The organism is Allomuricauda sp. XS_ASV26 (assembly GCF_041224615.1).
In the GTDB taxonomy this organism is placed as follows: domain Bacteria; phylum Bacteroidota; class Bacteroidia; order Flavobacteriales; family Flavobacteriaceae; genus Flagellimonas; species Flagellimonas alginolytica.
Genome location: NZ_JBGFGK010000031.1, coordinates 226,104 through 239,947, shown reverse-complemented (window position 1 = coordinate 239,947; position 13,844 = coordinate 226,104). Strand labels below are relative to the sequence as shown.

Here is a 13,844-nt window from a genome sequence, read left to right as displayed (position 1 = left end):
AATTGGTTAAATAAACAATTAAAATTTCCATTTTAACGGGTTTTTCTTAGAAAAAACCCACCGAATTAGTCCTATCCCTGCAAATGCGCCCAGTGTATTTGCCAAAACGTCGCCAAATTCGGCCATACGATCGGTAGTAACGGCATATTGCAAGGCTTCCATTAAAATTCCATAAGCTATGGCAGTTACAAGAACAATATTGACGGTCCTGTTTATACCAAGGCTTCCTTTGGTTCTTTCCCGCAAACTTAAACAACCCACAAAACCAAAGACCATATAAAATATAAAATGGGTGATTTTATCGGCATATGGAACATTTAAGCGCCCGGCATCCAACTCCATATTCGAGAAAGAAAATAAGCTGAGCATTGTAATAAACATTGCCCAGCTTATAAATAATAAGGTATATATGTTTTTTTTAAGCACCTATAAGGGACTTGTAATCATCCGCGCTCATGAGACCTTCCACTTCGGAGACATCGCTCATTTTTATTTTTATCATCCAACCATCACCGTAAGGATCTGTGTTCACCTTTTCCGGCTCGTCTTCCAAGGCTTCATTAAACTCAACAATCTCTCCGCTGAGCGGCAAAAAAAGGTCGCTAACGGTCTTTACCGCCTCAACGGTTCCAAAAACTTCCTCTTTATCCAAAGTTTCGTCCAAAGTTTCCACTTCAACGTAAACAATATCCCCCAATTCGCTCTGTGCGAAATCCGTAATACCCACGGTGGCGATATCTCCATCTATCTTGACCCACTCATGATCCTTTGTGTACTTTAATTCTGACGGTATGTTCATTACTTTAAGTTTGAATTTGTAGATGGACAAATGTAACGGATTGCTGAAAGCTTTTCAAACAAACTTGAAGACAAAATACAATTAAAAACGATTAGTTCCCAAAGTTATACCTCAAGGTAAAACCAGCATTAATGGTTGTTTGTGGAAATGCCGTGGATACCGCAAACTCGGAGAACGAATGATCATAGAAGAACAAAGCGTTCAAACTTTTGCTCAAGGCATAGTCCGCTGTAAACTTTAAGGACATTAATTTTTGTCCGGATGTGATCTGATTGTTATCGATATCCAAATTTCGGATAATGGTAATATTATCTCGCAACGACAAGTCGGCTTTTAGGTTCAAATCCCCTTTTAACCTTGTTTTTTCCCCTCCAATGTTGGTCACAAATTTTACATCTTTAAACCGGTATCCCAAACCTAGGGTATATTCGCTCCCGTTTATTTCCGTTAACAAGTTGTTGTCAAAACTCAAGGACAATGTTCTACTGGTCCTTACTTCTGCCAATACACTAAAGGAGCTCTGCATCTCAAAGTCCACACGCATCAACGGGCTAAATTCGTCGGTAAGCACCACATTATTGATCAGGGTCTTTGGCAAGAAATCCCCGTTTTCCGGATCTATCGTGGTATTCTGGCGCTCCAAATTCGTTTGAAAAGAGTTAACACTGTACGCTGCTCGATACCCGTGAGTTAATGAGAAGCGTTTAAATTTCTTTTTAAACCAACGATTCTTCATGAGGCCAGTATACTTTATGTTCCAGTTGGGAATCGGAATATCCCTAAAAGCATCCAGGTTTACACGCTCCACATCCTGTCCGGTGTAAGCCGCAAAGAATGCGGGAAGCAGCACCTCTTGTTGAGTTTTACCATACCGCTCCGGAAACCCTTCTTCATCCAATTCACCTGGATCACCACCTCTATCGGACACCAATCGGTTGGCGATAGTAATCCTATTTTGTTTAAACTGCTCAAAAGTTTCAGAATCGAACTCATCGCTTTTATTAAAAATGGTACCGATCATTACCGTGGAAATACTAAAGTTCCCCATTTCGTTGATAAGACCGTCCAAGCCATTGCTCCACTCTTCTGGACTATAGCTTTCTTGTGTAGAGCTCGTAAAACTCCTGTCGGCACTCAAATCTATGGTAAGATCTTGGGTAGGCTGGGCCGTGGCAGTTATATTGAGCTGTTTGTTCATGTTCTGCATAAACTGTGTACTGTACTCCGGATAGTCTGTTAACCATCCTTTTCTGGCCGCTTCAAAACGCACATCTGCCTGGCTACCAAAAACAAAGCCCAATGTTGGACGGGCCGTTCCGATGAACCCTATGGATTGTGTGTAACCTGGTAATACTGTTCCCCTGTTTTCGCTATAATTTACGTTCACTCTTTTTACCATGGTAAGCACATCCACCAATGTATTGAACCCTTTACTTGTTTTTCGCGGGCCATTACCACTAGCTTCATTTACAGGATTACCGGCCTTGTCCCTGCGCACCGGAGCCTGGTTTGCCGTTACTTTGCCGTCTCGTTTTTTAAGTCCCAAAAAGTCATAGAAACGTTGCATGCCCATGTTGGCGGTCAATGTATGCGTACTGGCATTTTGCACCACGTTGATATCCTCATTGGCCACCCCTCGTAGTGCATCCCCACCACGTTGCCAATCAAAATTACTGGTGTAGGTGTATTGTGCATTTATAAAATTGAGGAACGGGATCTTACTAAATGGCAGCTCGTAGTTCAACTGCATTTGTTGTGCATGACGATTGGGCTCTCCAACATCAAAAAAGCCATCCCAAAGATCTAATGCTTCGTTGATTCCAGAATCGGGGTTGTCGTCCACATTAAAATAGTTCCGAACTATGTTGTTGTTGGATGCAGTTAAATTTACCCGTAAAGATTTGGACAGACTATAATTAAGGGCATACTGCCAATTGAACAGGTAATTCCGCTGCTGCAACAATGGCAATTCCAAAGCCTCCACCCCTGGCTCCAATACATCGCGATACCTTTGTTGATTAAAGGATCGGTTGTAATTGGCATTTACCGATATGCTGGTCGGCAACGCATTAAAGTTCAAATCCTTGAGCCATTGCCAATATTTGCCGGTAAGCATAGAGTCTTTCTTGGCAAAAGGCGCTACAGGTGCCGGTTTAAAATTATGATTGTACACAAATCCTGTCGATACATTTTGATCTCTTAGTTCGGCTACCTCAAAATCCCTATGGTTTGTTTCGTTATAGGAATAGTTAAAGGTGAAGTTTTCTATGTCGAAGAAATTCTCTTCCGCTTCCTCCCCTCTATTTTTACGGACACCTATTAAATTAATACTGGTCCGTTTGGTGTAATCCTCTGCTTGTTGTTTTATGGTTTCGGCCTCTTCTGCAGTAGATGCCGCAGCAATCCTATCATCCAATCTAAGGTCATCGTAGACTGGATCAAATTCGGGGGTGATCAAGGTTTCGGAAATACCATAATTGAACGGTAGTTGTAGGTTCCATTTTTTTGGAAACAATTGCCCTACATTTACATTGGTGACCACATCGTAGGAAATCGCATCTTCCAAGGCACGTTCTGTAGGGGTTTGATCTATAGATCCGAACCCGGAAGTACTTTTGCTTCCGGTTGCTGTCACATTCGCAAAATCAGCCATGTTTGCATCCAAGGCTGCCGTAGCGGCCCAGCCTCCATTGTTTTCCAATCCTGCCAAACGAAGTTCATTGAACCAAACTTCGCCTCTTGCAGGAATATCATCGATATTTTTGATACCTACCATCATTCCACGAATACTTCCCAAGGACGGGTTTCCTCGAATCCCGATTCGGACTCTACCAAGTGTTCTCGGTGCAAACTCATCTACCGGCACAGCTTCACCATCCACAATTTCATAATAGTTGATTTCATCCAAAGTTTGATCGGATATTCCTTTGGATTTCACCTTGCTCAAATCGCTCAGTGCAACATCCAGTTCATTGACGTCCGGCCAAATCTCTTCGGATGATGTTGAACCAAAGGGTGTAAATTGAAGAGGCAATTCCAGTTGATAAAAGTTTTGTGAGAAATCCGTTCCAATTCTCAAGAAACCTACTAAAGGTGTATCGTTATCGGAATAATCGGTATTGAATATTTTTTCGGCGTGCATGAACATTTTTAAACGCTCGTACTGGCGCACGTCGATATTTACATTTTTGAATACTCCCCTGGAATCTTCGGACTCCAAATTTTCCACCACAAATGATAGTGATTGCTCATTTTGGCGGATAATGGTGTTATTATTGTTCAATTGCTCCCGAACTACTCCTGGAGGCAGTACATATGGTATGGGCTGCCTTCCATAATTCTCTTCAATATTTACTGTATTTACATCGGTAACCGTTGCGTCGTCGGTAGGATCATTGTCCACATTGGGCTGTAACGAATTTGTATAGGTCCTCCAGTCACCACGAACCAAATCCAGCGTAGCAAATCGCAATACTACATCATCCGAGAAACCGGTAAGGTACATTCGCATAAAACTGATGGATCTAAAATCGGAGATACCCCCAACAGCATCGGTAAAATCGCTCAACGGAATTTTATATTGAATCCATCTACGGTTCAACTGCGTACCATTGGGCAATGTCGGGGTCTGTCCTTCGCGAATATCGGTTACATATTGATCATCTATTGTGGTGTTAGGTTTAATCTGAATCCGGTATTCATAATAACTGTTCACCGTGTTCATGGTCAAATCCCTGTCAATATCTTCTACGTCGGGCAATGTTGTGGAACCTCTATTGGTATCGGTTACTGCCACCGGGGAGTTCCCCTGAGTATTGTTAAAATCCAAATAACGTTCTAAAATTCCACCATCCCGGTTCAAGTAATATTGATAGTTATCCAATGCAGGGTCTTCTGCCGGTCCATTGTATATAGCGGCCTCCTCGGCATCACCATACCCATCCAGACCTAAATCTTGGGCTGTTCTGTTGGCTTCGTCGGCATCAAAAGCATACACCAAGGATTGAGTCGATGGTACCTGTCCCCAGATAGTTTCCCTGGGCACCTCATTGTTCGTGCTTGCAGGAAGTCCATTTTCGTATTGTTTACGACCGTCCTTTAAAATATCCTCGGAGATGTTCCCCAAGTTCAAAACCAATTCGCCCGCATTGTTACCTGCGGTTTCGCCGTCAATATAAGGGTCCAATACCCAAAACTGTACAAATTCCACATTGGATTGCTCAAAATTGGTACTGCTCAATGGTCGCATTATACCTGCCCATTTGGCTTCGGGTGTTTCGCTCTCAAAACTTGGATTGGCGTTGTAAGGTCCTTTTTGGTTAGGGTAATACACAATATCCAATGTGCTCTGCACCTGGGTCTGCCCTTGGGCTATATCGGTCTCAGTAAATACTTCATCTATAAATACCCTACGGGTCGAGTTCAAGGAAATATCGTTGTCCGACATTCCAGAAGGCCTTTGGTTGGTATAAAAAATAGGGTCGATGGTGTACCACGCCATCTTTGCACGTTCATAGCCCACATCGATACCGGTTCTATCGTTTAAAAATTCCACTGGCGGACTTGCCAAGGTCCATCCTAGGGACGAGCGAATATCGATCAAAGCCTGGGCCCCTTCAAAATCGTCCAAATAAGTCGTTGTTTCCCCTTGAAAATCCGCATTTTTTGGTGAGTTGGGCCTTAAAAAAGCGACTTCACCGCGCAATGATAGGTTAGAGGGTACATCGGTATCTATATTCGGTAACTTGTTCGCCAAGCGGGTCAGGAACGGCATTTCCGTACTAAAGTTTCCATTTAGACCAAAAATTGTATTGTTCACCGGTTCTATTCCGTAGTTGGATTTTTGGGTGAGCGGCCGTTCGTTCAGATTGAGCAAGGTACCGCCCAAAACAAATTTATCGTTGAACTTATGCTCTACGTTTACCCCCGCAAATCTTCGTGTTTGCTGTCCGAACACAGCATTGTTTTCCACCGAAATATTGATCGGTGTGTTGGATGCCTCCAAACTTGGGTCCAACAATTGAACCGTACCCGCTTGATAATTTACCGTGTAATCGATGCCTTCCTGCAGTTGACGACCACCGGCAGTTACCGTTACGGAACCCTGGGGCACATTGAACGCCCCGATCGGAATACCATTTCCGGATTGCGAAGTGTATCGTCCTTTTATTTGGAATCTATTTTTCTCGGCATCTTGCAAGGAAGCTGCTTTGGTCTTTGCATACATGTTTCGGAAAACATAACGCTGCTGGTTGGGGTTGTATCCTTGATCATTGTCCACATCATAGACCCCACCGCCCAAAAGCTCAAAGAGATACTCTCCAAACGGCTCTACCTTGGTAAAAATAATTCGCCCCGATTGTGAATCTACTGTAATGCCCTCAACATAATCAAAGAAGCCATCGCCTCCCGGCTGTACATCATTGTAAATATTTAGACGATCCAGATTGAAAACATTCAACAATATTTGATCTTGTAATCCCGTGGGCCATCCAGCATTTGGATCTACGGGCGTAATGTAGTTCCTCGGCGTAGGATCGGAATAGAGTATATTCAGTTTAAAATCTTCTTGATTCAGTTGATAGGCCCCTGTGGAGTAGATATTTTTCATCATCAAATCCCAAATAGGGTCTTGCACATTGGTAATGTTGCTCTTGAGCAGTTTCAGTACCAAGGAGTTGTTTTCTATAAGATTGGAATTTGGCGGTATTGTGGTCGCGTCCACACCCCCGTTGGCAAACTCTCCCACTTGAAATACTTGTCCGTCAAAAGTGTATTGGAAAGCCACACCCAAAACTTCATCGTTGCTCAAGCTCTGGCTCAATGAAATATATCCTAGCTGGGAATCAAACTCGTAGTCACGACCAGGTTCCAACTTACGTGCATTTTCCAAAATGGCGTAATCGAACCCTTGGTTTACGGTGTAGCCGGGTATATTGAACCCCGATTCTACAGTTGCGATATCCCTAATGGATTGTGTAAGGGCCCCACTGCCAATCTGATTGGGATCGTATGCGTTGGCGGCATTCTGGGGCAAGCCCGATGCTACCGCAGAAGGGTTGAAAAAACCGGCAGGGTCGCCATTGTTTACACCAATACGGGTATTATCGGAAATAGCCTCTCCCAAATCCTGGATGGCCACCACGTTCCTGACGTTCTGTGTCTGCTGATTCCTGTTGGTCACCCACACCTCCAAACGTGTAATTTGCACCCTACTTTGAACAAAAGGGTAAAATTCCAAGGCTCTGTCGTAATTATCCCTAAAATAGTGGGCAAGGAAAAAGTGACGGTCCTCATCGTAATCCAAGGCGGTCAAGGCGAACTCATTCACAGTTCCTCCGCCTTGCGCAACTACAGTATTGCTTTGTGAACGTTGTTCCGAAAACACTGCTGTTACGGTTGTTTTTCCGAACTGCAATTGGGTTTTTACACCGAATAAGCTCTGCGCCCCAGTAATCAAGGAACTATTGAGGGGCATATTTACATTACCAATTTCTATTTTACGAAGGATATCGTCCTCGGTCGGGGTATAATCCAGTTTTACCAAGTTCTGAAAATCGAAAGTAGCCTCGGTATCATAATTTGCGGTCACTTGAAGACGTTCCCCTACTTTTCCCAGCAAACTTAGACTGATGCGTTGGTCAAAATCAAAAGAAAGATTGGTTCTATTTCTGGGCGATAGTGCCGGGTTATCGTTTTTTTGCCATAAAATACCAAGATCCATGGCCACCGAACCTTGCGGAATCACCTCTATTGTATTACCTCCAAAGACGGACTCAAAAAAGTTGCTGTTGACATAAAAATTGGGCAATAGGTTTTTTCGGGCCTCCTCACTTCCTTCCTTTTTTCCCGCATAGGCATCCGCTTTCTGCTTAAAGTAGGATTTCATCTGCTCCTTTTCGATGAGCTCATAATACTGGTCCGGAGTCAAGATCAACGGGTAATTGACATTAAAATCACCTATGCTCTCGGTGTAAACGTATGTATTTGTTTTGGGGTCGTAGCTGTACTTGGCAACAATACTGTCCGGGTTTTCCATAATAAGGCGACCTAGAGCAACTCCGGTCTTTACCGAGTCTTGGACCTGCTCATTGGTGTCCTGTGCCATTGTTACGGTAATGGACAGAAAACATACAACAAAGAAAATGTACCTAAAACGTGCCTGTTTAAGTATTGGTTTTGCCCCTTTTTTCAAACTAGTTACAAATTTTTCAGCGCCTGTTTTATAATGTTCTCTACGCTTAACAAAGTGTCTTGGGAAAGTACCTTGTCCACGACCTTTTCAGATTGCTTTCTGGTAAAACCAAGAACCTCTAATGCAGATAACGCTTCTTCTTTATTTGTATTGTTTGATTTTTGTGAAACTTCGCCTATGTCGTAGACTTTTAAAATTTTGTCCTTTAAATCCAAGATTACCCGTTGGGCCGTCTTGGCCCCAATCCCCTTTACAGACTGGATTACGGGTACATCTCCGTTGGCAATGGCATCCCTGACATCGGCAGGGGACAATGAGGACAACATAGTTCGAGCAGTGCTGGCACCGACCCCGGAAACCGATATAAGTAAGCGAAACACATCCCGCTCTGCTCTTTCGGCAAAACCATAAAGCGTATGGGAATCTTCTTTAACCAGCAAATCGGTGTAAACAAAAATATTTTCTTCGTCCGATAGCAAGGAAAACGTATGCAACGAAATGTTTAAAAAATACCCTACACCTCCACATTCCACAATAAGGTATGTTGGATTTTTCTCAACAAGCTTTCCTCTTAAATGGGTAATCATCAATTTAAGTTTATAAGTTATCCGGCCTGCATTTTTGCTTTCCTTCTTTTTTCTCTCTCTTGCGCATCGATTACGGCAACAGCTGCCATATTTACCATTTCATCGACACTTGCACCCAATTGCAAAATATGGGCGGCCCTGGTCAAGCCGACCATTATCGGCCCAATGGAATCCGCCTCGTGCAGTCCTTTAAGTAATTTATAGGTGATATTGGCCGATTCCAAATTTGGAAATATCAGCGTATTTACCTTTTTCCCTGATATTTTTGAAAATGGGAAGTTGTTATTGCTCAATTCCGCATCCAGGGCAAAATCGGTTTGAATTTCTCCATCCACGACCAAATCTGGGTTACGTTCGTGAAGAATTCGAACAGCCTCTCTTACTTTTTGTGCATTTGGATGACTGGATGACCCAAAATTGGCATAGGACAATAATGCTATTACAGGTTTAAAACCGAAGGTTTTGGCCACATTTGCGGTCATTTGGGCAATTTCGGCCAATTCTTCGGCATTAGGATCCACGTTAATGGATGTATCTGCCAAAAATAGTGGCCCACGCTCGGTGATCATTATATTGACGGTGCTTGCATTTTTAACGTTTTTTGCTCTACCCAAAACCTCGAAAACAGGTCGAAGCACCTTGGGGTATGCCCTGGAGTAGCCAGAGATCATCCCATCTGCATCTCCTTCTTTGATCATCATGGACCCAAAGTAATTTCGCTTGCCCATATTTACACGGGCGCTATATTTTGTCTCGCCTTTCCGTTTTCTTTGTTCCCAAAGTTTTAGGGCATACTTGGAACGCATCTGACTGAATTCATCTGAACGCGGATCTATAATCGGCACTTCTGCATCAAAATCGAGCTCTTCTTTTAAATTTTCTATAGTTTGCTTATCACCCAATAAAATTGGGGTCGCAATACCTTCATCATGCACGATCTGCGCGGCCTTCATAACATCCAAAAGCTCTGCTTCGGCGAAAACTATACGTTTTGGGTTTACCTTAGCCCTATTGTGCAATAGCCTTACCACCTTATTATCGTTGCCCGATCTTTGGTAAAGCTCTTCCTCGTACCGATCCCAATCCTGAATCGGCATACGGGCTACACCGCTATCCATAGCCGCTTTTGCCACAGCTGGCGGTATTTTAGTGATCAAACGAGGATCAAATGGTTTTGGAATGATATAATTCCGGCCAAAAGTCAATCGCGTTGCATCATAGGCTATATTTACCTGCTCAGGCACTGGTTCCCTGGTCAAATCGGCCAATGCACGTACAGCGGCCATTTTCATTTCTTCGTTGATCTTGGTAGATCTTACATCCAATGCGCCCCTAAAAATAAAAGGGAACCCCAACACATTGTTCACTTGGTTAGGGTGATCGGAACGACCTGTCGCCATAATGATATCCTTACGTGTTTTCACAGCCAGGTTATACTCGATTTCTGGGTTGGGGTTGGCCATGGCAAAAACAATGGGATTATCGGCCATGGATTTCAACATTTTGGGCGAAACGATATCTGCGATGGATAGTCCTATAAACACATCGGAGTCTACCATTGCCTCTTCCAAAGTATCTATTTTTCTATCTGTGGCAAATTCTTTTTTTTCTGTAGTAAGCGTATCCCGATCACTTCGGATCACACCTTTACTGTCCAGCATAACTATATTTTCCGCCTTTGCACCGAAAGCTTTGTACAATCGAGTGCACGAAACTGCTGCAGCTCCGGCTCCACTTACCACTATTTTTACTTCTTCGATTTTTTTGTCGGCTATTTCCAGTGCATTCAACAACGCCGCAGCGGAAATAATGGCAGTACCGTGTTGATCATCGTGCATTACGGGAATGTCCAGCTCATCTTTTAACCGCTGTTCGATCTCGAAAGCTTCAGGAGCTTTGATATCCTCTAAATTGATTCCTCCAAAGGTGGGCGCAATAGTCTTTACGGTTTCTATGAACCGTTCCACATCGGTAGTGTCCAGTTCGATGTCAATTCCATCAATATCGGCAAATATCTTAAAGAGCAAGCTCTTGCCTTCCATTACCGGTTTTGATGCCTCTGGGCCAATATTTCCCAAACCCAAAACTGCGGTACCATTGGAAATTACCGCAACAATGTTCCCTTTTGCGGTATACTTATAAACATCGTCCTTGTTTTTTTCGATTTCCAGACAGGGTTCCGCTACTCCTGGCGAGTAGGCCAATGCCAAATCCCGTTGTGTGGAATATGGTTTTGTTGGTACTATTTTAATTTTTCCGGGTTGTGGTTTTGCGTGGTAGAGTAATGCCTCACGTCTTTGCTTTTCCTTGCTCATATAGTCAAAAATGAATTGGTAAAGTTAGGACATTCATTGGTTTTATCTTAAAATACAATGAATCAATTTAAACAATACCAAAACGCACGATAATATCAGCAGGACCTTTCCCCTACTTTAGATCAGGCATCCAACGGATACTCATCCTTACTGTCCGATAGCTTGAGCCGCATGGCCAAGATTGCCGCTATCACAAAAAATACGGCAGCAAACAGCATCGCATTAATTGAATCCCCTCCTAATAGATTCTTGAAAATAGGCCCAAAAGTGAGTGTTTGTATTCCCATAGGAATAACAATCATCATATTTAAAATACCCATGTACACTCCTCTTCGCTCCTGGGGTACAATTTTGGAGACCATGCTATAGGGTATGCCCATCATGGCTGCCCACCCGATACCAAATAGCACCATGGGAAACAGCACATATACCGGATCTTTGATATAAGGTATTGAGAACAAAGCCAATGCTGTACCAAATAAACTCAAAGCATATACTTTTTTACCACCGAACCGCATGGTAAGCGGGACCAAAACCAAGGCAACCACCGCTGTGACCACATTATATGTGGTGCTCATTTTTGCAGCCTGTGCAGCAGCCTCGGAGGTATCAAAACCCAAGGAAACCCTAAACAAGGGTGTTATAAACTGCCAGTACACAAAAAGAGCATACCACTGGAACAAATAAACCCCGGAGAGTTTCCACATAAACTTGGGCATGTCTTTAACTGCATGCGCTATTTCCACAAAAGGGACTTTAAACCGCTCCAAAAAAGGCAAAGATTTGTGCTTGTTGATTTCCTCAAGTTCTTGGTCAGTTGGTGGGATTTCCGGTGTTTTTAAAACCGACCATAAAATGGTTGCAATGGAAAGAAAGGACCCTATAAAAAAGGAATAGTACAACCATTTGGGTACAGCCCCGTCCACTTCTTGCCCTCCACCGAACCAATCCTGAAATAAAAAAATAGACGCGTTTGCCAATAATATACCGGCCCCGACGAACAAACTCTGCATTTGATAACCAATACTAAATTGGGATTCCGGTAATTTATCGCCCACAAAGGCACGGTATGGTTCCATGGCCATATTGTTGCCCACATCCAAGATCCATAACAGACCGACGGCAAACCAAAGAGCCGGACTCAATGGAAAGGCAAATAGGCACAGACTGCCCATTATGGCCCCTATTAAAAAGAAAGGTTTCCGTCTGCCCCACCTTGGTGACCAAGTTTTATCGGATATAGCTCCAATAATCGGCTGGACCACCAATCCGGTCACAGGGCCGGCTATGTTCAGTATTGGAAGTAATTCTTCCTCGGCACCCAAAAAAAGAAATATAGGATTAATGGCACTTTGTTGAAGCCCGAAGCTGTATTGGATGCCAAGAAATCCAACGTTCATATTAAAAATCTGCCAAAAACTTAATTTGGGTTTTTTAATCTTAATCATACTAAAAGTTTAGCTGGTCATCAAAATATTGACTGGAAACATACGAATCCTTCAAAATATAGTTCAATATAGTATTTTATTCTTGAGGTGACCCGCCGAATTTTTGAATCCCGCAGTAAACCTATTTCTTCAAAAAGCGAATATTCCGTTCCAATCCAGACAATTTGGTTCTTTTTACCGCTGATTTTTTAAAAACTTTATTAAAGATCTCCCCTGTGATTTCCTCCCAATCTTTTTTTGTGAACGATAGCAGTTCCGGATTTGGGTTGAAGAGTGGTTCGTTATGTGATTTCGAAAAACGGTTCCAAGGGCATACATCTTGGCACACATCGCAACCGAACATCCAATCGTCCATTTTATCTTGAAACTCGCTCGGAATCTCATTTTTAAGTTCTATGGTAAGGTAAGAAATACACTTGCTGCCATCGACCACATAGGGTTCAATTATGGCTTTTGTTGGGCAGGCATCTATACATGCCGTACAGGTTCCACAATGATCGGTCACAGGTGCGTCGTACTCCAATTCCAAATCCACTATCAGTTCGGCCACAAAATAAAAAGACCCCACTTGTTGGGTAAGCAAATTACTATGTTTCCCGATCCAACCGAGTCCACTTTTTGCGGCCCAGGCCTTATCCAGTACGGGTGCAGAGTCTACAAAGGCCCGCCCATGCACCTCGCCAATTTCTTCTTGTATAAAATGGAGAAGACTCTTTAGTTTATCCTTTATCACAAAGTGATAATCCATCCCATAGGCATATTTGGAAATTTTAAAGGAGTCCGGGTTTTGCTTTTCTTCTGGAAAATAATTCAACAATAGAGAGATAACCGATTTGGAATCTTCGACGAGTTTTGTGGGGTCCAAACGTTTATCAAAATGGTTTTCCATGTACTGCATTTCTCCATGCATGTTTTGTTTAAGCCATTTTTCCAATCGTGGCGCCTCGTCTTCCAAGAATTCCGCTTTGGATATCCCGCAAGATAAAAAACCGAGGCGTTTTGCCTCGGTTTTGATCAAATGTGTCCTTTTGGTGGCATTCATGCCCTAAAGTTAATCGATTAAACTTTTTCTCCCGAAAATCCCTTTTATTTTGCTTCTTTAATATAGCCCCAACCGTCTTTTTGCTTCATCACGATCTCATAAATACCATCGGGCACCGAGCCTACGCCGGGTATTAGATCGCCCATCGTCATTTTATGCCGTTTCATGGTCTGTTCGCAAATTACAACATCCACATTTTTCCTGTTTACTGCGGCCGATAGCATTTCTCCTGCCACGGAGGCTTTTTTATCTACCATTTGGTAGGCTCCACTGTAAATTACCATTTCAAATTGTGATTGCGGATAGGCTTCGGCCATCAACTGCAAATGTTTTGCGGCCATGCGATGGACATCCGGATCGCTACTGGTTACATCAAATACCAATTTGATGGGCTCTGTTTGTCCGAGCACTGTGCCCGACATCAATAGTGTTAAAATTAGCAGTAGTTTCTTCATCTT

Annotated in this window: 8 protein-coding genes; all 8 read right to left on the bottom strand. The window is 43.0% G+C overall.

Annotated elements, in window-relative coordinates; genetic code table 11:
• Window positions 1-18: 18 nt before the first annotated feature.
• The 8 genes from AB9K32_RS08550 to AB9K32_RS08515 all read right to left on the bottom strand — a co-directional run bounded on the left by AB9K32_RS08550 (window position 19) and on the right by AB9K32_RS08515 (window position 13,841).
• The gene (locus AB9K32_RS08550; protein WP_369884944.1) at window positions 19-381 is read right to left on the bottom strand and encodes a VanZ family protein; all 363 of its coding nucleotides are present in this window, start codon (window positions 379-381) and stop codon (window positions 19-21) included.
• A 37-nt stretch (window positions 382-418) separates the two neighbouring features.
• Window positions 419-799, bottom strand: a complete 381-nt coding sequence (gcvH, locus tag AB9K32_RS08545) for a glycine cleavage system protein GcvH (RefSeq protein ID WP_369884943.1) — start codon at window positions 797-799, stop codon at window positions 419-421.
• 91 nt (window positions 800-890) lie between these two features.
• Window positions 891-7,994 (bottom strand): cell surface protein SprA, encoded by a 7,104-nt coding sequence (gene sprA, locus AB9K32_RS08540; RefSeq protein WP_369884942.1) that lies wholly within the window; start codon window positions 7,992-7,994, stop codon window positions 891-893.
• 5 nt (window positions 7,995-7,999) lie between these two features.
• Window positions 8,000-8,581 carry a Holliday junction branch migration protein RuvA gene (ruvA, locus tag AB9K32_RS08535; protein WP_293296647.1) on the bottom strand — a complete coding sequence of 194 codons (582 nt, stop codon included), beginning with the start codon at window positions 8,579-8,581 and terminating at the stop codon, window positions 8,000-8,002.
• Between the two features lie 17 nt (window positions 8,582-8,598).
• Window positions 8,599-10,896, bottom strand: coding sequence for an NADP-dependent malic enzyme (locus tag AB9K32_RS08530; RefSeq protein ID WP_224835447.1), 2,298 nt, complete (start codon window positions 10,894-10,896; stop codon window positions 8,599-8,601).
• A 122-nt stretch (window positions 10,897-11,018) separates the two neighbouring features.
• Window positions 11,019-12,344, bottom strand: coding sequence for an MFS transporter (locus AB9K32_RS08525; protein WP_369884941.1), 1,326 nt, complete (start codon window positions 12,342-12,344; stop codon window positions 11,019-11,021).
• Between the two features lie 121 nt (window positions 12,345-12,465).
• Window positions 12,466-13,386 carry a tRNA epoxyqueuosine(34) reductase QueG gene (queG, locus tag AB9K32_RS08520; RefSeq protein WP_369884940.1) on the bottom strand — a complete coding sequence of 307 codons (921 nt, stop codon included), beginning with the start codon at window positions 13,384-13,386 and terminating at the stop codon, window positions 12,466-12,468.
• Window positions 13,387-13,430: 44 nt separating this feature from the next.
• The gene (locus AB9K32_RS08515) at window positions 13,431-13,841 is read right to left on the bottom strand and encodes a DsrE family protein (RefSeq protein ID WP_369884939.1); all 411 of its coding nucleotides are present in this window, start codon (window positions 13,839-13,841) and stop codon (window positions 13,431-13,433) included.
• Between the last annotated feature and the right edge of the window lie 3 nt (window positions 13,842-13,844).